This is a genomic window from Photobacterium sp. GB-72, assembly GCF_003026095.1.
Classification (GTDB): Bacteria; Pseudomonadota; Gammaproteobacteria; order Enterobacterales; family Vibrionaceae; genus Photobacterium.
Genome location: NZ_PYNV01000004.1, coordinates 88993 through 110352, shown reverse-complemented (window position 1 = coordinate 110352; position 21360 = coordinate 88993). Strand labels below are relative to the sequence as shown.

General features: G+C 42.6%; 26 protein-coding genes and 1 other RNA gene. 7 read left to right on the top strand and 20 right to left on the bottom strand.

The genetic code is table 11. The features are described 5' to 3' along the window. Positions 1-2: 2 nt before the first annotated feature. The 5 genes from ftsL to rsmI all read right to left on the bottom strand — a co-directional run bounded on the left by ftsL (position 3) and on the right by rsmI (position 3403). Positions 3-323 carry a cell division protein FtsL gene (gene ftsL / locus C9J40_RS07135; RefSeq protein WP_045083944.1) on the bottom strand — a complete coding sequence of 107 codons (321 nt, stop codon included), beginning with the start codon at positions 321-323 and terminating at the stop codon, positions 3-5. Further along, on the bottom strand, positions 320-1267 hold the full coding sequence (rsmH, locus tag C9J40_RS07130; RefSeq protein WP_045083943.1) for a 16S rRNA (cytosine(1402)-N(4))-methyltransferase RsmH: 948 nt from the start codon (positions 1265-1267) through the stop codon (positions 320-322). Before rsmH ends, ftsL begins: the two co-directional genes overlap by 4 nt. 14 nt (positions 1268-1281) lie before the next feature. After that, a complete protein-coding gene (gene mraZ, locus C9J40_RS07125) occupies positions 1282-1740 on the bottom strand; it encodes a division/cell wall cluster transcriptional repressor MraZ (protein WP_107246323.1) in 459 nt (152 codons plus the stop codon). Positions 1741-2006: 266 nt separating this feature from the next. After that, positions 2007-2395: RNase P RNA component class A (rnpB, locus tag C9J40_RS07120), an RNA gene on the bottom strand. Positions 2396-2542: 147 nt separating this feature from the next. Then, on the bottom strand, positions 2543-3403 hold the full coding sequence (gene rsmI, locus C9J40_RS07115) for a 16S rRNA (cytidine(1402)-2'-O)-methyltransferase (RefSeq protein WP_005371210.1): 861 nt from the start codon (positions 3401-3403) through the stop codon (positions 2543-2545). A gap of 61 nt (positions 3404-3464) precedes the next feature. Here rsmI and C9J40_RS07110 point away from each other — a divergent pair, with 61 nt between their 5' ends. Genes C9J40_RS07110 through C9J40_RS07095 form a run of 4 tightly spaced genes read left to right on the top strand, consistent with a single transcriptional unit; the run spans position 3465 to position 6722 of the window. Further along, positions 3465-5231 carry a penicillin-binding protein activator gene (locus C9J40_RS07110; RefSeq protein ID WP_107206545.1) on the top strand — a complete coding sequence of 589 codons (1767 nt, stop codon included), beginning with the start codon at positions 3465-3467 and terminating at the stop codon, positions 5229-5231. Further along, positions 5224-5583, top strand: coding sequence for a YraN family protein (locus C9J40_RS07105; RefSeq protein WP_255418317.1), 360 nt, complete (start codon positions 5224-5226; stop codon positions 5581-5583). Before C9J40_RS07110 ends, C9J40_RS07105 begins: the two co-directional genes overlap by 8 nt. 2 nt (positions 5584-5585) lie before the next feature. Then, the gene (gene diaA / locus C9J40_RS07100; RefSeq protein ID WP_105061009.1) at positions 5586-6176 is read left to right on the top strand and encodes a DnaA initiator-associating protein DiaA; all 591 of its coding nucleotides are present in this window, start codon (positions 5586-5588) and stop codon (positions 6174-6176) included. Between the two features lie 3 nt (positions 6177-6179). Then, entirely contained in the window at positions 6180-6722 is a 543-nt protein-coding gene (locus C9J40_RS07095; RefSeq protein ID WP_107246320.1) for a BON domain-containing protein, read from the top strand. Positions 6723-6787: 65 nt separating this feature from the next. On the opposite strand, the gene sspB is transcribed toward C9J40_RS07095, so the two are convergent. From sspB to zapE, 8 genes are all read right to left on the bottom strand, one after another. Continuing rightward, the gene (gene sspB / locus C9J40_RS07090; protein ID WP_107206543.1) at positions 6788-7291 is read right to left on the bottom strand and encodes a ClpXP protease specificity-enhancing factor; all 504 of its coding nucleotides are present in this window, start codon (positions 7289-7291) and stop codon (positions 6788-6790) included. A gap of 1 nt (position 7292) precedes the next feature. After that, positions 7293-7931, bottom strand: coding sequence for a stringent starvation protein SspA (gene sspA, locus C9J40_RS07085; protein ID WP_005371197.1), 639 nt, complete (start codon positions 7929-7931; stop codon positions 7293-7295). Positions 7932-8016: 85 nt separating this feature from the next. Then, a complete protein-coding gene (locus C9J40_RS07080) occupies positions 8017-8754 on the bottom strand; it encodes a cytochrome c1 (RefSeq protein ID WP_107206542.1) in 738 nt (245 codons plus the stop codon). After that, positions 8751-10016 carry a cytochrome bc complex cytochrome b subunit gene (locus C9J40_RS07075; protein ID WP_105061013.1) on the bottom strand — a complete coding sequence of 422 codons (1266 nt, stop codon included), beginning with the start codon at positions 10014-10016 and terminating at the stop codon, positions 8751-8753. The genes C9J40_RS07080 and C9J40_RS07075 overlap by 4 nt, the downstream gene beginning before the upstream one ends. Then, positions 10016-10606, bottom strand: coding sequence for a ubiquinol-cytochrome c reductase iron-sulfur subunit (gene petA, locus C9J40_RS07070; protein WP_107206541.1), 591 nt, complete (start codon positions 10604-10606; stop codon positions 10016-10018). The genes C9J40_RS07075 and petA overlap by 1 nt, the downstream gene beginning before the upstream one ends. 372 nt (positions 10607-10978) lie before the next feature. Next, complete coding sequence (gene rpsI, locus C9J40_RS07065) at positions 10979-11371, bottom strand: 30S ribosomal protein S9 (protein ID WP_005371189.1); 393 nt, start codon at positions 11369-11371, stop codon at positions 10979-10981. A gap of 15 nt (positions 11372-11386) precedes the next feature. Next, positions 11387-11815 (bottom strand): 50S ribosomal protein L13, encoded by a 429-nt coding sequence (rplM, locus tag C9J40_RS07060; RefSeq protein ID WP_005371187.1) that lies wholly within the window; start codon positions 11813-11815, stop codon positions 11387-11389. Between the two features lie 281 nt (positions 11816-12096). Then, entirely contained in the window at positions 12097-13200 is a 1104-nt protein-coding gene (zapE, locus tag C9J40_RS07055) for a cell division protein ZapE (protein WP_107246318.1), read from the bottom strand. Between the two features lie 181 nt (positions 13201-13381). Here zapE and zapG point away from each other — a divergent pair, with 181 nt between their 5' ends. The 3 genes from zapG to degS all read left to right on the top strand — a co-directional run bounded on the left by zapG (position 13382) and on the right by degS (position 16535). Beyond that, complete coding sequence (gene zapG, locus C9J40_RS07050) at positions 13382-13840, top strand: Z-ring associated protein ZapG (protein ID WP_107206539.1); 459 nt, start codon at positions 13382-13384, stop codon at positions 13838-13840. Between the two features lie 112 nt (positions 13841-13952). Beyond that, on the top strand, positions 13953-15323 hold the full coding sequence (locus C9J40_RS07045) for a Do family serine endopeptidase (protein ID WP_107206538.1): 1371 nt from the start codon (positions 13953-13955) through the stop codon (positions 15321-15323). A 129-nt stretch (positions 15324-15452) separates the two neighbouring features. After that, a complete protein-coding gene (gene degS, locus C9J40_RS07040; RefSeq protein ID WP_107206537.1) occupies positions 15453-16535 on the top strand; it encodes an outer membrane-stress sensor serine endopeptidase DegS in 1083 nt (360 codons plus the stop codon). An 82-nt stretch (positions 16536-16617) separates the two neighbouring features. Here the strand turns inward: degS and murA are convergent, their stop codons facing one another. Genes murA through mlaF form a run of 7 tightly spaced genes read right to left on the bottom strand, consistent with a single transcriptional unit; the run spans position 16618 to position 21289 of the window. Then, positions 16618-17868: a UDP-N-acetylglucosamine 1-carboxyvinyltransferase gene (gene murA / locus C9J40_RS07035; protein WP_105061019.1), complete on the bottom strand. Its 1251-nt coding sequence runs from the start codon at positions 17866-17868 to the stop codon at positions 16618-16620. An 11-nt stretch (positions 17869-17879) separates the two neighbouring features. Beyond that, a complete protein-coding gene (ibaG, locus tag C9J40_RS07030) occupies positions 17880-18134 on the bottom strand; it encodes a BolA family iron metabolism protein IbaG (protein ID WP_005371165.1) in 255 nt (84 codons plus the stop codon). Positions 18135-18153: 19 nt separating this feature from the next. After that, a complete protein-coding gene (locus C9J40_RS07025; RefSeq protein WP_199187038.1) occupies positions 18154-18471 on the bottom strand; it encodes a lipid asymmetry maintenance protein MlaB in 318 nt (105 codons plus the stop codon). Beyond that, the gene (gene mlaC / locus C9J40_RS07020; RefSeq protein ID WP_107206536.1) at positions 18468-19103 is read right to left on the bottom strand and encodes a phospholipid-binding protein MlaC; all 636 of its coding nucleotides are present in this window, start codon (positions 19101-19103) and stop codon (positions 18468-18470) included. Before mlaC ends, C9J40_RS07025 begins: the two co-directional genes overlap by 4 nt. 8 nt (positions 19104-19111) lie before the next feature. Next, positions 19112-19591, bottom strand: coding sequence for an outer membrane lipid asymmetry maintenance protein MlaD (mlaD, locus tag C9J40_RS07015; protein WP_005371156.1), 480 nt, complete (start codon positions 19589-19591; stop codon positions 19112-19114). A 57-nt stretch (positions 19592-19648) separates the two neighbouring features. Next, positions 19649-20431 carry a lipid asymmetry maintenance ABC transporter permease subunit MlaE gene (gene mlaE / locus C9J40_RS07010; RefSeq protein WP_107206646.1) on the bottom strand — a complete coding sequence of 261 codons (783 nt, stop codon included), beginning with the start codon at positions 20429-20431 and terminating at the stop codon, positions 19649-19651. Between the two features lie 57 nt (positions 20432-20488). Continuing rightward, positions 20489-21289 (bottom strand): phospholipid ABC transporter ATP-binding protein MlaF, encoded by an 801-nt coding sequence (mlaF, locus tag C9J40_RS07005; RefSeq protein ID WP_107206535.1) that lies wholly within the window; start codon positions 21287-21289, stop codon positions 20489-20491. Positions 21290-21360: the final 71 nt, after the last annotated feature.

Here is a 21360-nt window from a genome sequence, read left to right as displayed (position 1 = left end):
GTTTATTGGATAACAATTTCACTATCAGCGGATGGTCGTTGCATTTTGAGTTCAGTCTCAGCTAATCGTTCAATACGACTGTGCTCTGCAAGCGAATTTTCTTCGAGGATCTGATTTCGCCATTCCACATCATATCCTTCACGTTCAGTTAACAATTGTTCTTGTTTCACAATTTGCTGGCGTGTGTCATGGGTGATGTACACCACTGACAATGCTGATGCGAGAATAATAAAAGAAAGAATGAGAGGAACAAGCCCGACAGTGACGAGATCACGTCCAATCAGGCGAGCCAGATTCAATGATGATTCTGTAGGTTGCTTCATAGACGCTCAGCCAACCTTAGTACAGAGCTACGCGCTCGTGTGTTGTACCCTAATTCATCTTGAGATGGTTTGATGGCCTTGCCTACCGTTTTAAGTGCAGCGCTACCTAAAGCTTTAATTTGTTCTTCAGTAAGCGGTAAACCTGCTGGAACTTCAGGTCCTTTGCTCTGTTTACGAATAAAGCGTTTTACCATACGATCTTCCAATGAGTGGAAACTGATCACTGATAAACGACCTTCAGGAGCTAAAATATTCACCGCACCGTTTAGCGCTGTTTCAATTTCATCTAACTCACTGTTAATGTAAATACGAATCGCTTGAAAACTACGTGTTGCTGGGTGTTTGTGCTTATCTTTAAACGGCGATACCGCCGCAATTAAGCTTGCTAATTCACGGGTACGTGTTAGTGGCTCTTTTTCTGGGTTTTCACGGTGCTCAACAATACCGCGAGCAATACGCTTGGCAAAGCGCTCTTCACCAAACTCTTTTAGTACCCATGCAATATCATCCGCTTCCGCTTCAGCCAACCATTCCGCGGCTGACTGACCCGATGTCGGATCCATACGCATATCAAGCGGGCCATCTCGCATAAAGCTAAAGCCGCGTTCTGCATCATCTAATTGCGGTGATGACACACCTAAATCCAGTAACACACCATCAACACGACCAATTAAATCACGCTCTTCCATGTATTTTTCCATGCCAGAGAATGGGCCATGGATAATTTCGAAGCGAGGATCATCAATCTTCTGAGCTTCAGCAATCGCTTGAGGATCTCGGTCAATGCTGTATAGACGACCATTCTCACCTAAATGAGAAAGAATAAGGCGACTGTGTCCCCCACGGCCAAAGGTACCATCGATATAAATACCGTCGGGTTTAATTGCTAATCCGTCTACAGATTCATTCAGTAAAACGGAAACGTGCTCAAATTGTTCAGACATAAATATAAGTTCAGCTAAAGTGAAAGCTCACTAAGGCGCGATGACTGTGCTATCGCATCCTCAGCCTGAAGGTTGATATCGTGTTCAATTTGCTGTTGCCACAAAGATTCAGACCAAATTTCAAATTTATTTAATTGGCCTACAAGCATAATCTTATCTTGTAAGTGCGCGTATTGTCGTAAGGTAGCAGGAAGTAGAATTCGTCCCTGCCCATCCATATCACATTCACTAGCGTGGCCGAGTAACAAACGTTGAATTCGACGCTCCGCAGGATGAAGGCTTGATAATGTCGCTAACTTCGCTTCAATGTGTACCCATTCATTCATGGGATAGAGCAACAAGCAAGAAAACTGGTGATCAATAGTGCATATGAATAAGCCATCGCAATGATTTATTACCTCAGCACGATAACGCTTAGGAATCGCAATGCGCCCTTTGTTATCGAGCGATATAACCGTTGCGCCTCTTAACATTCACATGCCCATTCAATGATACTAAAAATCAGCCGTAGTAACCGACTTTAGCAGAATTAAAAACAAAGAGAATGCGACTGCACCACTTTTCCCCACAAATTCCCACCATAAAGTGTACGTATGAGACAAAAACGATGTCAAGCGTCTGACAGTAATTCAAACAGAGTTCTAACATACTCTGTAGTCATCAAGCGAAAGTTATGTTTATGCGGGAATAAGACGAAAAAAAGGTGGTGTTTGTTATCCAAACACCACCTTCTCTAAATGTAGGGAGTCGGTCGATAAGCCGGGTTTTGTTCCGCTTGCGCGGCGGCAATCATTCGTCTAGGTCTGCAATCGCTCACAGACTCAAGCAACCTACCCGTCCCCAACGCGGGCCGCGCCATTAGGGACCTATTTGGTCTTGCTCCGGGTGGAGTTTACCCTGCCACAAACTATTACTAGCTGCGCGGTGCGCTCTTACCGCACCCTTTCACCCTTACCTGTGCACTATTGCAAGCAATAGGCCATCGGCGGTTTGCTCTCTGCTGCACTTGTCGTGGGCTTGCGCCCCCCAGACGTTATCTGGCACCCTGCCCTGTGGAGCCCGGACTTTCCTCCCCTTCATCAGTCTCCCAAAGGACATCAATGAAGCAGCGATTACCTGACCAACTCCGGCACGGATTGTATAAGACAACGATCACAGTTGCTAGCGAAAAACGAAACAAAATTACAGCCTGACTAAAAAAACAGCAAAAAAGCTAATTCCCACCAAATCTAGTCATACAGCCCACAAAAAAATTAGCAGCCGTTAATTTTATTTTTAGCCTAGGTTTTCTAACCCCCACTTATACAGCGCATTCTTTTTCGCACCGTGAATTTCCGCTGTTAGTGCAGCCGCTTTTTTCAATGGTAATTCTTTGACTAACAAGCCCAGTGTACGTAATGATTCTGCTGATAGTTCTTCTTTTTGCGCGCGATGACCGGCGACTAAAACCACCATCTCACCACGAACACGATTACTGTCTTCAGCAAGCCACTCAATTAACTCTCCTAATGGCGCACCATGGATTGTTTCATAAGTTTTTGTTAACTCACGCGCTAATACTACTTGGCGTTCAGCACCAAGCACGGCTAACATATCACTCAGGGAATCATTAATACGATGTGGCGATTCGTAAAAAATTAACGTACGCTCATCGTTTGCTAACGCTTGAAAACAGTCACGGCGACCTTTACTTTTGGGTGGCAAAAAGCCCTCAAAGCTAAATCGGTCAGACGGTAAGCCTGCACCACTCAAGGCAGTGATCACTGCACATGGGCCTGGTAATGGCACAACTTTTACCCCCGCTTGACGACAGCGATTAACAAGATGATACCCTGGATCACTGATCAGCGGCGTACCAGCATCTGATACCAACGCAATACTGGTACCTGACTGAAGCTTTTCAATCAAGAAGTCAGCTTTTTGCTGCTCGTTATGATCATGAAGCGCAAAGGTGCGGGTTGAGATAGAGAAATGGGATAACAAGCGTGATGTATGGCGAGTATCTTCAGCAGCAATCAAATCTACATTTGCTAACACGTCTAATGCTCGTTGTGTTATATCAGCCAAATTACCGATGGGTGTAGGTACGATGTATAACGTAGCAACATCAACCATGCTTGAATTGGTTTCACTCATTTGTCTTAGATCTCATCTGCAATTAATATCAAGAGTAATTTGTCACAGTTGAATGAATTCAATGCCCAATTTTACCCATAAGCGTAAAAGTGTATCACGACTAATGGCGCCTGTAGCCCTTGCTGTTATTTTAGCAGGCTGTAGCACGCCAAACCTGTACAATCAGCAGGCTCCATTAACGGATATCACTGCGGCAGCCGCTCAAAGCTCAGCCGCCTACCTCAGTAAAGCTCAAGCCAGTAAGGGTGCAGAGCGTATTAACTGGGAAATATTAGCCCTTAAAGCAATGATAGAAGAAGGTAAATGGCAGCAAGCTGACCAACAAGTTACCAAACTATCACAACAATCTATGAGCCCTTTGCAAATTGCTGAATGGCAACTTGCTCGTGCAGCGATCCGCTATCATCAAGGGCAATATCAAGAAGCACTTAATAGTCTAAATTTCCAACCGTCTTGGCAGTTAACGAAAAGTCAGTATCAACGTTATTACACTTTCCGTGCTGAATTATTAGATCAACTTAACCATAAATTTCAAGCCGCGCGTGAACGCAGTAAACTTGATTTTTACTTAAATCGGGATCAAAAAGCAGCCAACTGGAATAACCTGTGGAATGATTTATCTGGCTACTCCAACGCACAGCTGAGTAACGCCAAAATTGGTAGTGATGAAGGCGTATTAAAAGGTTGGGTTGAGCTTGCCATGTTAAAAAATAGCGCTAGCCGTCAACCAGGCAAATTAAAAAGCGCAGTTGAGCAATGGTTAAGCCAACATCCGTACCATCCAGCTAATCAATACTTACCCAAAGAACTTGAAGCGGTAATGAACCTTAAAGCCATTAAGCTAGATCGTGTCGCTTTGCTTTTACCATTATCTGGTCGCTTTGCCGCACAAGGTAAAAATGTACGTGATGGCTTTATAGATGCAATGATGGATGATGCTAACAGAAGCGCTGATACCAATCTTAATATCTATGATACAGAAGCAGAACCAATGGCTTCTATCGTGGCAAAATTACAGCAAAATGGCACTCAATTTGTTGTCGGTCCACTGCGTAAGAATAAGATTTCAGAGTTTCAACAAGATAACACCACTCATATCAATACGTTGGCGTTAAATATGCCACCTGAAATTACCAGCAACCACCCTAATGCGTGTTATTTTGCTCTTTCGCCAGAGCAAAGTGCCGAGCAAGCTGCAGAGCATATTTTCAATGAAGGTCATCGTGATCCTGTCGTACTTGTACCATCAAACAGTTATGGTCAGCGAGTAAGTTCTGCTTTTAATCAAGAGTGGACAAGCTTAAATAGTCAACCAGCACAAGTGGCTACATTTGGTGCAAGCGATGAGATACCACAGCAAATCCGTCAGGTATTTGGGCGTGCACCAGGTAGTAAGACAGATGCGATATATATCGTTGCTAGCAAAAATGAATTGATGACTATAAAGCCATTTATTGAAGCATCATTACCACCAAGTGGTAACCCACCACAAATTTATGTTAGCTCTCGAAGTAATCCAGATCGCAAAGGATACTCTCCAGAAATACAAGGCGTAGAAATCGGTGATATTCCACTTCTAATCAATCCACCGGCAAGTTATATGGAGCGTTTCAACCAATTGTGGCCAAATGAAGGTAATACCAGTGTTCGCCTTCATGCTTTTGGTATGGATGCTTACCTTTTAAGTAACGAATTACCACAATTACGTGCGATGAGTGATTACACAACACAAGGTGTTACAGGCAAATTAAGTGCCGATAGCCAATGTGTGATCCATCGTCACATTGACTGGGGTAAATTCACTGCAGACGGTATTCAACCTGAATAAACGACAACAAGGTCAAACTTATGAACGGATGGCGGAACAGTTTCTGTCTCGCCACCGTCTTAAGCTTATCGAACGAAATTTTAGCTGTCGCGGTGGTGAAATTGATTTAATCATGCGACATGGTAAATGTTTTGTCTTTATTGAAGTAAAATACCGGACACATCGCCATTTCGGTTCGGCTTCAGAAGCGGTGAATTGGCATAAACAACAAAAAATAAAACGCACCGCCCTTTTTTGGTTACAGAAAAATGGCTTTTCAATCGATCAAACCGAATGTCGGTTTGATGTCGTGACAATTGAAGGTCAAGAACACCATATTGAGTGGCATACCAACATCTTAGTTGAAGGTTAATCATGCTAGATAGCATTCGCGAAAGTTTTACCGAAAGTATTCAAACTCAAATTGCAGCAGCAGAAGCACTTCCAGATTCCATCTCAAAAGCTGCCCAAGTCATGGTTCAGAGCCTATTAAACGGCAATAAGATTTTATGTTGCGGTAATGGTGGCTCAGCAGCTAATTCACAACACTTTGCTTCATGTCTTATTAATCGCTTTGAAACTGAGCGCCCAAGCCTTCCCGCTTTAGCATTAACGGCTGACACAACAATTTTGACAGCAATTGCTAATGATTATCACCACGACGAAGTGTTTTCAAAACAAGTGCGCGCACTCGGTCAAGCCGGTGATATTCTGTTTGTATTATCAACCAGCGGTAATAGCAAGAACATTATCAAAGCAATGGAAGCTGCACTTACACGTGATATGACTATCATCGCCTTAACAGGTAAAGATGGCGGCGAAATGGCAGGGTTACTTGGTATACAAGATGTTGAAATTCGTATCCCATCTCAACGTACCGCACGTATTCAAGAAGTCCACTTACTAACAGTACATTGCTTGTGCGATCTTATTGACCAAGTACTCTTCCCGCACCACGAAGGATAATCAATGAACTGGGTATGCCGCCTATTGCTAATTTTTAGCATTGTATTACAAGGATGTTCGAGTTTTTCCACGCAAGATCCACGAGATATAGAACAACATTGGCAAGATCAAAAAGTAGAAATGGATATTTCGGGTCTGGCAAATAGCCGCCAATTTACCCGCTCAATCAGTGCCAACAGTATCTCGCTTAACGGTAAAGTACTACTGATTGGTCAAGCCACTTCTGCCGCTGCAAAAGCACAATTTGCTCAGCAAGTTAAGCATATTGCTAATGTAAAAGATCTGTATAACCAACTTGAAGTGAGACCTTTACTTAGCGTAGGTGACATTAGTTATGATGCCTGGCTAACCACCAAGGTAAAATCTCAACTCATCGCGAGCAAGCAGTTAACAGGAGCGGTGATCCAAGTGATCAGCGAAGGGGGGCGAGTCTACCTTTTAGGCTATGTGACGCCACGCCAAAAAGAAATTGCGATCAATATTGCACGGAATATCAATGGCGTTAAAAAAGTTGTGACATTATTCGAACCGAGTCAAAATCGCTAATCACCCTTTATCGATATAAAAAAACGCAGCCTATTGGCTGCGTTTTTTTATTAAAGAGAAACTATCTATTTCACAACACGTAAGCTTGGACGACCGCGAGGACGTGGCGGCTCATCGTCAGGATCATCACCGGCAGTTTCAGTTTCACTAACCACGGCAAATGGAGAGCTAGGCTCTGATGCTTCATCAATCATATCTTCGATATCATCAACATCATCAAAGACTGGCATATCTGATTCATAGCTAGGCTCTGGCTCAAACATTGTTCCTGCTCCGTTTTCACGCGCATAAACAGCAAGCACAGCGTACATAGGTACAATAACAGAATGTGGACGACCACTAAAACGCGCATTAAAGCTAACCGCTTCATTACCCAGTTCTAAATTCCCCACAGCACGAGGAGCAACGTTTAGGATGATTTGACCATCACTAACGAACTCCATTGGTACTTGTACACCTGGTAATGTTGCATCAACAACCAAGTGTGGTGTGAGATCGTTGTCCACTAACCAATCATAAAATGCCCGCAACAAATAAGGACGACGCGGTGTCATTTTTTCCATATCCATATTACTGGCCAGCTAAACGCATTTCACGTTCAGCTTCAGTCAATGAAGCTAGGAAAGAGTCACGTTCAAATACACGTGTCATGTAAGTTTTCACTTCTTTTGCGCCAGCACCACTTAGTTCAATACCCATTTCAGGTAGACGCCATAGTAGTGGAGCAAGGTAACAGTCAACCAAGCTGAACTCATCACTCATGAAGAATGGGAATTCTGCAAATACTGGTGCTAATGCAAGTAACTCTTCACGTAATTGCTTACGTGCTTTGTCAGCTTCATCGGCAGTGCCAGTATTAATCTTCTCTGCAAGTGAGTACCAGTTACGCTCAACACGGTACATCATTAGACGGCTGTTACCACGAGCAACAGGGTAAACCGGCATTAGAGGTGGGTGAGGAAAACGCTCATCCAAGTACTCCATAATGATGTTCGCTTGGTATAGTGCTAATTCACGATCAACCAATGTAGGAACTGACTGGTATGGATTCAGCTCTAACAGATCTTCAGGTAGATTCAATGGATCAACCAGCTCGATTTCAACACTAACACCTTTCTCGGCTAGTACGATACGCACCTGATGGCTGTAGATGTCTGAAGCATCAGAATACAGAGTCATCACAGAGCGTTTATTGGCAGCAACAGCCATCAACCCCTCCAGTATATTTAATACACAAAAAGCAATGGAGGCTTAAGCCCCCATTGCGAGATTCTTAACCCACTAGATTACCTTATCAGTGGACATCACGCCAATATTCTTTCTTCAACAATACAGTTAAAACAAAGAATACCGCAATAAAGCCCATCACCCACAAGCCCATTTGCTGTCGTTCCAGCTTCATTGGCTCAGCAGAGTAATCAAGGAAGTTAACTAAATCACGCACCATATCGTCATATTCTTCAGCGCTCAGCTCTCCAGTACCATCAGATTCGATCCCGATAAACTCTTGCACTTTCTCACCGTCAATCATTTTGGTCTCAAATGCTTTATGTGGTGCACCTTGTAACTCTTCGAGAGCATGCGGCATACCGACACTTGGGAACACTAAATTATTAACACCAAATGGACGACTAGGATCGGCATAGAAGGATCGTAAGTAAGTATAGATCCAATCAGTACCTCGAACACGCGCAACCAAAGTTAAGTCAGGAGCAGGGGCGCCAAATGAGGCTGCCGCATACTCGGTTGAAATCGCATTTGTCATCAAATCACCAATTTTAGCATTTTGATCAAAAATCAAATTCTCTTTCATTAACGTTGGTGGAATACCAAGATCTTCTGCCACTCGCTCGTAGCGTTGGTATTGGGTTGAATGACATCCAGAACAATAATTCATAAATGTCTTTGCGCCACGTTGAAGTGATGCTTTGTCTGTTAAGTCATTATTCGCCGCATCTAAAGGTACATTGCTACCTGCCGCAAAAGCAAAAGTAGGAAGCATTGCCAGCAGCGTTACAATCAATTTTCTCATTTGAATGTCACCCTCTCTGGCAGCGGTTTCGTTGCCTCATTTTTACTGTAAAAGAACAATAAAATGAAGAACATAAAGTAAGCAAAGCTAAATATCTGTGCAAGCAATGTATAAGTAGGAGTTGCCGGTAATGTACCTAAAACACCTAGTGCAATAAAGCTAACTGTGAACTGACAAATATTGATAAAGTGCACTTTGCTACGATAACGGAAAGAGCGAACTTTACAGCGATCGAACCACGGTAACAGGAATAAAAAGACAATCGATGCTCCCATTGCCGCCACACCTAATAACTTATCGGGTACCGCACGCAAAATCGCATAGAACGGCGTGAAATACCAAACTGGCGCAATGTGTTCAGGTGTTTTTAGTGGATTTGCAGCTTCAAAGTTTGGCGGCTCAAGGAAGTACCCTCCCATTTCTGGGTTAAAAAAGATCACATAGCTAAAGAAAAAGGCGAAAACAGCAACACCAATCAGATCTTTAACTGTTCCATAAGGATGAAATGGGATTGAATCAATGATGTCATACTTATTGCTGTAGTATTCATGAAAACGAAATTGTGTTTTATACCCTTCACCTTTAGAGCCCTTCGGCAGTTTTGTCTCAATACCATCAGGGTTATTTGAACCCACTTCATGAAGTGCTAATACGTGTAACACAATGAGCAACAACAATACGATTGGCAGCGCAATAACATGTAATGCAAAGAAACGGTTTAGCGTTGCCCCTGAGACAACATAATCCCCTCGGATCCAAAGAGTTAGATCGTCACCGATTACAGGTATTGCACCAAATAGCGAAATAATAACCTGTGCGCCCCAGAATGACATTTGTCCCCATGGCAACAAATATCCCATGAACGCTTCAGCCATAAGAATGAGAAAAATCAACATACCGAATAACCACAGTAGCTCACGAGGCTTTTGGTAAGATCCGTAGATCAAGCCGCGGAACATATGCAGATAAATCACGACAAAAAACGCGGAAGCACCTGTCGAGTGCATATAACGTAGCAGCCAACCATACTCTACATCTCGCATGATATATTCAATGGAAGCAAATGCCCCTTCACCTGATGGTACATAGTTCATGGTTAACCAGATCCCTGTTACGATCTGATTAACAAGCACCAGCATGGCAAGAGAACCAAAGATGTACCAAAAGTTGAAATTTTTCGGCATCGGATATTCAGATAAATGCTTTCTATAAGCATTCGTGACGGGCAAACGTTTTTCAATCCAACCTAGTAGCGCATTCATTATACGGCCTCCCCATCAACACCAACGATAATCGTGTTGTCATCTAAGAATTGATATGGAGGTATCACCAGATTCAATGGTGCAGGCACGCCTGCAAACACACGACCGGCCATATCAAAGGTAGAGCCGTGGCATGGACAGAAGAACCCAGACGATATACCACTTACTTGTTCATTAAAGCTATCGGGTAAATAAGTTGGAGAACAGCCAAGATGAGTACAAATACCCAAGGCTAAAAAGATTTCAGGCTTCACTGAACGGAATTCATTTTGTGCATAAGATGGCTGCTGAGGTTCTTCTGATGAAGGATCCCGCAATTCGCCATCATGGGTACTTAACTCTTGTAAAACAGCCTTGCTGCGACGAACAACCCACACAGGTTTTCCTCGCCATTCAACGCGAACCATTTGTCCATCTTCTAACTTACTGATATCAACTTCGACAGGAGCACCGGCGGCTTTTGCTTTCGCACTCGGATTCCATGATTTGATAAAAGGAACGGCAACAGCTGCAGCTCCTAACCCACCAACAACCGAGGTTGTTACGGTCAGAAAGCGACGTCGTCCTTTGCTTACTGGCACATTGCTCATCCAATATTCTCCCTTACTCCCGCCTTGGATTATTATGTCCTTATGCGTCCTTGGAGCCACGGCTAACTTCCAACGAAAAGGTAACAGTAAAATTACACATTCAAACTGTTTCCAACATAAAAAGGATATGTAACAGACGATATTTTGACAAGTTAAAGCGACTCTTTTGCACTAAATCTGAGCAAAGCGTTCTTTTTACCTTCCAACGATAACATCGTTACTTAAACTTAATTTTTGGCCGTGTTGAGAGCGGTAAAAGTGGAGAAAATAAGGCAGGAAGCTGATTGTTTAGCTATTAATAAATAAAAAAAAGCCCAACCCGAGGGTTGAGCTTTCTGTACACAGTAACCAGATAAAATCTGGAAGCGAAAATTAACGCTTAGAGAACTGTGGACGACGACGTGCTTTACGTAGACCAACTTTCTTACGCTCAACGCAACGAGCGTCGCGAGTAACGTAGCCAGCTGCACGTAGAGCAGGACGTAGAGTTTCATCGTACTCCATAAGAGCGCGAGTGATACCGTGACGGATTGCACCAGATTGACCAGTGATACCACCACCTTTAACAGTGATGTATAGGTCTAGGTTCTCTGTCATTTCAACAAGCTCTAGAGGTTGACGAACAACCATACGCGCTGTTGGGCGACCGAAGTACTCTTCGATGCTACGCTTGTTGATAACGATGTTGCCAGTACCCGGTTTGATGAAAACGCGAGCTGCTGAGCTTTTACGGCGACCAGTGCCGTAGTATTGATTCTCTGCCATTGTCATAATTCCCAATTAGATGTCTAGTACTTTAGGCTGTTGTGCAGCATGGTTGTGCTCAGTACCTGCGTAAACTTTTAGCTTACGGTACATAGCACGGCCTAGAGGACCTTTAGGAAGCATGCCTTTAACAGCAGTTTCAATAACCATTTCTGGTTTCTTGTCGATTAGCTTATCAAAGCTGATTGACTTAAGGCCGCCGATGTAGCCAGTGTGGTGGTGGTACATTTTATCTGTACGCTTGTTACCAGTTACTGCTACTTTCTCAGCATTGATAACTACAATGTAGTCACCAGTGTCAACGTGTGGAGTGTACTCCGGCTTGTGCTTACCACGTAGACGAGAAGCGATTTCAGTTGCAAGACGACCTAGAGTTTTACCTTCAGCGTCAACAACATACCAGTCACGTTTTACAGTTTCTGGTTTAGCAACGAAAGTTTTCATGCTAATTAATACCCAATAATTTAAATAGTTTCACTTACTAGAACCATCAAATGATGGTCCCTCTGTATAAGAGCCCAGTCATCACCCCTTCGAGTGGTTGGCACTCCAGGCTTTCGCCTTCACAGGTACGGTGGGTCGCAAGATTATAGGGAAGGGTGAGGAAAAAATCACCTCTTTTCCTAAAAAAAATGTCTTTTTTTCTTATTAACGACAATTTAAGGCAAAAGCAGTCGATAAATCCTGATTATCGTTAAATACGATAACCGTTAACAACGCGATTTCTATGCTAGATGCGGCTTTGCTAAGTATTCATGGCTTTGCATTTCGATTAAACGTGAGCAACATCGCTTAAATTCAAAGGTTAATCGTCCTTGTTGATAAAGTTGCTCAAGAGGTACTGCCGCAGAAATAATCAAAGTGACATTACGCTCATAAAACTCATCAACCATGGCAATAAAGCGCCGTGCAGCATCGTCTTCCTGCTCTGTAATTTGCGGTACTTCAGATAAAATAACCGTATGATAGATTTGTGCTATTTCCATGTAATCATTTTGACTACGTGACGTTTGGCATAATTGATTAAAACTGAACTGCACGACACCATCCGCCTCTCGCTGTACCATCAATTGCCGCGCATTAATTGTGATCATTGTTTGCTGATTACGAGGCTCTGAGGTTAACTGTTCGAAATAACGTTTTAAATTCTCTGTTGCACATTCATCTAATGGGTAATGATAAATCTCAGCTTGTTCTAACGTTCGCAAGCGATAATCAATCCCAGCATCAACATTCACTATCTCACAATGCTGTTCTATCAATGCGATAGCTGGTAAAAATCTCGCACGTTGCAAACCATTTCGATATAACTCTGATGGTGGAATATTCGATGTTGCGACTAAACTAATTCCTCGCTTAAATAACGCTTCAAGCAAGGTACCTAAAATCATTGCATCGGTAATATCAGAAACAAAAAACTCATCAAAACAAATAATATCTGTTTCTTGTTTAAATTTATCAGCAACGTGTTCCAGTGGATTTTCAACACCATCTAATGTTTTTAATTCTTGATGCACGCGATGCATAAAGCGATGAAAGTGCATCCGCGTTTTACGTTCCAATGGTAAACAGTCATAAAAAGTATCAACAAGATAAGTTTTCCCTCGTCCTACCCCGCCCCAAAAATATAATCCTTTCACTGGCACAATATCTGCTTGAGTTGAATTAGATTTAAAATAACGTTGGATGAAAGACAGTTTAGGCTCAGGTTTAGGCGCTATTATACGATGATATAAATTATCAAGATGGGAAACGGCATTGGCTTGTGCTGGATCTGCAAAAAAATCCGTTTTCTGTAAATCTTGTTGATATTTTTCTAGTGGCGTCATTCTAACCTTACCTGTTACATCCGTGAGTTATCTCTAATTATGAGAGGCAGAGCCACTTCATGACTCTTACATCATATTTATTGAGTATCATGTCGCTTAACCTCACGGTATAGTAACGTGACAGCCATCGTTGATAAACATTGATACACGAATATTCGTATAAGTCACAAGGAGTTTATTCATGACCATGACTTGGGCCATTATTATATTTTTAGCAGGGATCTTAGTTGGTGCTCTTGCCGTTCGTCTAACAAACAAAAGTGTAAAACAGCAAAAAACACTCAAAAAAGAGCTTGATAAGTCAAAGTACGAGCTCGAACAGTTCCGCCAAGAACTCGTTGATCATTTTGCTCGCAGTGCTGATTTACTCGACAATGTTGCTAAAGATTACAGCAAACTTTATGAGCATATGGCGAAGACTTCTACCGAGTTAATGCCAAACCTTCCAGCACAAGATAATCCTTTTGCAAAACGCATCACGAGTTTAGAAACGGTGAAAGACGGGCCAAAAGAAGATGAGAGTGTTGAGCAAGCACCGCGCGATTATGCCAATGGCGCGACGGGATTATTTAACGGTGAAAACACCGCAGTAACAGAAGAAGAAAAAGCTCAACTACATGCCGAGCCAAAAGCGAGTTAACTGTCACATTTATTCACTTTCACTTGTTGTTTATTCGTAATAAGAGTGAGTGAAAGTGAACTTTGACTTCTTTTTATAGGTCTTAATTTTACTTGTAAATTGGAGCTCAATAATGATTAAAAAGCCTTTTCTTGTTCTTACTGCGTTAGCATTAGGTATCAGTTCTGCTCTTACCCCAGTAACTGCAACTGCAGCATTACCTACCTCTGTTAATAACCAACCTATACCAAGCCTTGCACCAATGTTGGAGCAAGTCACCCCCGCGGTTGTGAGTATTGCTGTTGAAGGTAAGCATGTTTCTAAGCAGCGTTTACCTGAATCTTTCCGTTATTTTTTTGGTCCAGACTTTCCTTCAGAGCAAGTCCAAGAGCGTCCATTTAGAGGTTTAGGCTCTGGGGTTATTGTTGATGCAAAGAAAGGCTATATCGTCACTAACCATCATGTTATTGATGGCGCAGATGAAATCAGTGTCCAACTTTCTGATGGACGCGAAATCGATGCCAAACTTATTGGTAGTGATGGCATGTCCGATATTGCATTACTACAGATAGACAAACCTGAAAACTTAACGGAAGTAAAACTGGCGAACTCCGATAAGTTACGTGTCGGTGATTTTGCTATCGCAATTGGTAACCCATTTGGTTTAGGTCAAACGGTAACATCAGGAATTGTCTCGGCACTGGGCCGTAGTGGCTTAAATGTCGAAAACTTTGAAAACTTTATTCAAACCGATGCTGCTATCAACAGTGGTAACTCAGGCGGTGCATTAGTTAATCTCAATGGTGAGTTAATTGGTATTAACACCGCAATTTTAGGCCCTAACGGTGGTAATGTCGGTATTGGCTTTGCTATTCCCTCCAATATGGTGAAAAGCTTAACTGATCAACTCTTAGAATTTGGTCAAGTAAAACGCGGGATTTTGGGGATTCAAGGTGGAGAATTAACCGCAGAGCTTGCTAAAACCTTCGGGTATTCAACGAACCACGGTGCATTTGTTAACCAAGTCATGCCCGACTCTTCTGCTGAAAAAGCAGGGCTGAAAGCGGGGGATATCATTACCGAAGTGAACGGCAACCCAATCCGTACCTTTGGTGAGTTACGAGCGAAAATAGCGACAATGGGCGCAGGCAAGGCACTCACTTTAGGTATTATTCGCGACGGTAAAAAGCAAACCGTTAATGTGACCTTAAAAGCGGCGAGTGAAAACAAAGTGAAGGCTGATAATCTCCACCCTAGCCTAGCCGGTGCTGAATTTACCAATACGGTTGCTGGCGATAAAGTCAAAGGGGTTAAGGTATCAAAGCTTGATGAGCGATCTATCGCTGCACGTTATGGGCTAAAAAAAGGTGACATTATTATTGGCCTTAACCGTAATAAGATAAATAACCTCGGTGAACTTCGTAAAGCACTTGAAGCAAAACCTGATGTGCTTGCGATGGAAGTCAAGCGTGGAAACAACGTCCTGTACCTGATCATTAGGTAATAATACGTTTATCATTAACCTTCAAATAAAGTCAGGGTGAAACAGCGCTCTGACTTTATTATTGGTCTCTCTAAGTATGAATGGTATTCTTCTTGCCACTCACTCTCTTTATTACTTTAAGGACTCTTGATGTTGGCTTTTCTTGGTCGTTCTATTTTGCTCGGCCTTATCACAGCATGTGTTGTACTTGTTGCTGTACCAAGTTTGCGCCCATCATCACCGGTGTCTTTACCCCAATTAGACGATGCGCCCGCCCCTTTATCATTTAACTACGCCGTTAAACGCGCTTCGCCTGCGGTGGTGAATATTTATAACCGTCGCTATGAAAATAATGAATCACGACCAGAGCCAGAGTTAATCACCCAAGGATTAGGATCGGGGGTGATCATGAGTGATAAAGGCTATATCGTGACGAACTATCACGTTGTCGCCAATGCGGATCAAGTCATTGTCGCACTGCAAGATGGCCGCATTTTAAACGCACAACTGATTGGCTTAGATCAATTAACCGATCTCGCGGTTTTGAAAATTAATGCTGATAATTTACCCGTGATCCCAGTTAATCCAGACTACAAAGCGACAGTCGGTGATGTCGTTCTTGCCATAGGTAATCCCTATAATCTAGGTCAAACAACAACCTTTGGTATTATTTCAGCAACAGGGCGTTCAGGCATGAGCTTTTATGGCCCACAAGATTTTCTCCAAACAGATGCCGCGATTAACCGTGGTAACTCAGGTGGGGCATTAGTCAATACCCGTGGAGAGCTCGTTGGTATTAATACCGCTTCTTTCCAACAAGCAACGAATATTGAAACCTACGGTATTTCATTTGCTATCCCTTACCAACTAACCATCAAAATTATGAATAAGCTGATCGCTGATGGGCGTGTTATCCGTGGTTGGATTGGTATTCAAGGGCGTGAGATTAACCCTGTTATGGCAAGACTGTATGATGCCAATCAGGTAAATGGCATTATCGTAGAAGGTATGGATCCTAACGGCCCTGCGTCAAAAGCTGGCTTTCAAAAAAATGATATCGTGGTCGAGATTGCAGGTAAACAAGTCACGAATGTACAAAGCGTTAGAGATATTGTTACTGATATCCGCCCAGGTACGCATGTGAATGTAAAAATTCTACGTGATGGTAAACCCATGATCATTCCTGTAACGGTGGCTAATCGCCCGGCCTCTGAGAATAAACCGATGCGATAATTACACATAACAAATATAAAAAAACGCCTCACATGTGAGGCGTTTTTTTGTTTAGACATTTCTTATTTAAAAATAAGACATCTTAGATACGTTCGATGTTCATACCTAATGCGCTAAACTTCTGCTCGATAAACTCGTAACCACGGTCGATATGGTAAATACGATCAACAATCGTCTCACCTTTCGCAATGCTACCTGCAATCACAAGGCTTGCTGATGCACGTAAATCTGTTGCCATCACTTGAGCACCACTTAAACCTGCAGTATCACCACAAATAACAGTGTTACCTTCAATCTCAGCGTGAGCGCCCATACGAATTAACTCAGGAATATGCATGAAACGGTTTTCAAAAATCGTTTCAGTAATAATACCTGTGCCTTTGGCAATGAGGTTCAGTAGTGAGAATTGCGCTTGCATGTCTGTTGGGAAACCTGGATGTGGCGCGGTACGGATATTGACCGCTTTAAGCTCACGTCCTGTCATGTCAAGGCTGATCCAGTCTTCACCCGTTTCAACCAAAGCGCCTGCTTCTTCAAGCTTTGCTAATACCGCTTCCATTAATTCAGGCTTGGTATTACGACACATAATCTTGCCACCAGAAACAGCAGCAGCAACAAGGAAAGTTCCCGTTTCAATACGGTCAGCAACCACTTCGTGGTAACCACCACCAAGACGCTCAACGCCTTCAATGGTAATGGTTGCAGTACCTGCACCTGAAATTTTTGCGCCAAGTGCATTTAAAAATGCAGCTGTATCTTCAATTTCAGGCTCACGTGCTGCATTTTCAATAACCGTTGTGCCTTCAGCCAATGTTGCTGCTGACATAATCGTTACTGTTGCACCAACACTGACTTTATCCATCACGATATGTGCGCCCTTCAGGCGACCATCAACACTCGCTTTCACGTAGCCTTCATCAAGCGTGATTGTTGCGCCTAATTGCTCTAAACCTACAATATGAAGATCAACAGGGCGCGCGCCTATCGCACAACCGCCAGGTAGTGAAACCTGACCTTGACCAAAACGAGCAACCAATGGGCCAAGTGCCCAGATAGAAGCACGCATCGTTTTCACTAAATCGTAAGGAGCACAAAACTCATTCACATCACTTGCATCGATATGAACTGAGCCATTACGTGATACTTTTACGCCTAAACGAGAAAGTAGTTCCATTGTCGTATCGATATCACGTAATTTTGGAACATTTGCAATTTCTACAGGCTCTTCAGCAAGCAAAGCGGCGAATAAAATCGGCAATGCTGCATTCTTAGCGCCAGAAATTGACACTTCACCGCTTAGTGGACCACCGCCCTGAATACGAAACTTCTGCATCGTTTACCTCGTTATAACGACATTAGCTTTTTATCACGCATCCATTCTTCAGGTGTATACGTTTTGATACTTAATGCGTGAATGTCGTTTGCTGCAATTCGATCCATTAACGGACCATAAATAGTTTGTTGTTTTTTCACTCGGCTCATGCCGTCAAAAATCGTACTCACTGCAATAACTTCGTAGTGACTACCTTCACCTTTAACAATCACTTCATCAAGATCTAAGGCGTTTTCTAAAATTTGTTTAATCTCGGAGATTTCCACAAGCTATCCTCTCTAAAGCTCACTGCATGCTAGCGGCTAAAATGGGTTCAACATGGCTCAAGCGTAACAATGTTTTTAGCTGCTCGGGCACATTAAGCAGGGTGAAGTCACATCCTGCGCTGCTTAATTGCTGGTGAAGATGCAATAACATCACCATGCCAGCTGAGTCGACTCGACTCAAACCACCTAGATCGAGCAAGACCTTGTTTGAATCAGGTACCCACTCGTTTCTACGTCGCCAAAAAGCTGGCACTGTGTCACGTTCTAAACAACCTGACAAGCAATATTGGTCATTACCGAGAGCTTGCCATTTGATCCTATCCTCAGACATGATCATTTTTTCTCGATCTGAATTGGCTTAGCAGCAAGATCGCGTAGGTTTTGCGTTACCGCATCGATTCCCTTCGTGCGAAGCTCACCACTCCACTCACTTTGCTTAGTCGAAATCATACTGACTCCTTCAGCAACCATGTCAAATCCTTGCCATTCTTTTGTCTTTTTATTTAAACGTAGCTTAAAATCAAGACGAATAGGTGGGCGTTGATTATCGACAATATCAACGCGTACTGACACGATACTACGATCTGCGGGAACCGCTTTGGCAGGCTCAATCTGAATTTTCTGATCAGTATACTGCGTTAACACCTGAGCATAAGATGCTACTAAATATTCAGTGAACGCTTCCGTGAATGCATCACGCTGCTCTGCGGTAGTTTTCTTTAAATTTGAACCCAACACTTTATAAGCGGCATAACGTGTATTGATATAAGGCAATAGCTCTTTTTTAACAATAATACGTAACTCTTCTGGATTGGCTTGGATCTTCGGCTGCTCTGCTTTTAAGGTTTTAAATAACTGAACAGAAACTTTATCCATCATCGTGTATGGATTGGTCTGATCGATTGTTGCAGCCTGCACCAACATCGGTAGGGCAAGAAAAGCCAGCATTAGGCATCGTAAAAATTTCATTGGTGCTCCTAGTCTTTTTTGTCACCGCCAATGCTATATAGCACTTGGCCTATCATATCTTCTAATACTAACGCAGATTTCGTGTCTTCAATAAGATCGCCGTTATGTAGCATCTCGACATCGTCATCAACGAACCCAGGGGAAATACCTAAATACTGCTCACCTAAAAGGCCAGATGTTAAAATTGAAGCCGAGCTCGTTTCAGGGAAATAACCAAATTTTTTGTTAATCGATAACGTAACCATCGGAATATAGGTTTCTTTATCAAGGTTAATAGCTGTCACTTCACCAACGGTTACACCACCGACCTTCACGGGAGAGCGGACTTTTAAACCACCGATATTATCGAAATGGGCTTTTAATGTGTAACTTTCATTACTACCAAAGCTTTGTAGGTTAGCAACTTTGAAAGCTAATACTAATAATGCTGCAATTCCGGCTAACATAAAAATGCCAACCCACAGTTCTAAACGTTTATTTTGTTGCATGCTTTTATCCATTTAATTTGTTTTGTCACACTAAGACCATGTTGGTTTCTTTACGAATTAGCTACCAAACATCAGTGCAGTCAAAATAAAATCTAAGCCCAATACCGCCAGTGATGAATTCACCACTGTTCGTGTCGTTGCTCGGCTGATCCCTTCAGAAGTAGGAACGGCATCATAACCATTAAATACCGCAATCCAGGTTACCGTTATAGCAAAAGCAACAGCCTTAATAATGCTGTTCCCTATGTCATAACTAAAGTTCACTGACGATTGCATAACCGACCAGAAACTACCGTAATCAATCCCTTTCCAATCAACGCCAACAATTTGCGCCCCCCATAAACCTACAACACTAAACATCAGTGCTAATAATGGCATTGAGATAACACCAGCCCAAAAACGTGGTGCAATCACTCGACGCAGCGGATCAACCGCCATCATTTCCATACTTGACAGCTGTTCAGTGGCTTTCATTAAACCTATTTCAGCGGTAAGTGCAGATCCTGCTCGCCCAGCAAACAACAGTGCTGTCACTACCGGACCTAATTCGCGTAGTAAAGACAATGCAACCATTTGTCCTAAGCTCGTTTCGGCACCAAAGTCAGCCAGTACAAGGTAACCTTGTAAACTCAGCACCATGCCGATAAACAAACCTGAAACAAGAATAATCGCTATTGATAAAACACCAACTGAATACAGTTGCTTTATTAATAACGGAAACATTTTTCTTGGCTGAGGCTTACTCACCAATGCGCCAAACAACATTAACGTTGCTCGGCCCATTGTTTGGCATTTTTCAATACCACTTCGCCCTAAATCAGCTATTGCATCAACAATCATTTTTTGCTCGTAATCCATCGAATAACAGATGCGCATGACACGCATCGTGAATAACGCTTAACCAAATAAATCTTGCTCTAATGGCTGCGCTGGAAACTTAAAAGGAACGGGGCCATCAGCATCTCCGTCTAAGAACTGACGTACGCGAGGATCTGGATTTTCTCGTAATTCTTGAGGGCTACCACTGCCAATAATTTTACCACCTGATAGTAAGTAAACATGATCAGCGATACTCATCACTTCGGGTACATCATGAGAAACGACGACTGATGTCATACCTAATGCTTTATTGAGACTACTGATTAATTGAACTAACACGCCCATCGTAATGGGATCTTGTCCGACAAAAGGTTCGTCATACATCATTAATTCAGGATCAAGAGCAATGGCACGAGCTAAGGCCGCTCGACGTGCCATACCGCCAGATAACTCATTCGGCATCAATTGCGCCGCACCACGTAACCCTACTGCTTCTAATTTCAGTAACACTAAACTACGCAATAAATCGTCAGGTAAATCGGTATGTTCCCGCAACGGAAATGCAATATTGTCGAAAACGTTCATATCAGTAAAAAGCGCGCCCGATTGAAACAACATACTCATTCGTTTACGAGCTTGATATAAATCACTGCGTTTTAAGGTTGGGATATTCCACTCATCAAACCATACTTCGCCGTTATCTGGCACAATTTGACCACCAATTAAACGGAGTAATGTTGTTTTACCTATGCCCGAAGGTCCCATAATTGCGGTTACTTTTCCTCGTGGCACATCAAGGGAAATATCATCAAAAATGAATCGTTCTCCACGAGAAAATGTTAGGTTTTTAATCGAAATCAGTATATCGCTTTTAGCCATTGCTTCGTATTCGCCTCTAATTACTGGTAATTTCTCATTAAAAACACTAATTATTATTAAAAATCAATACA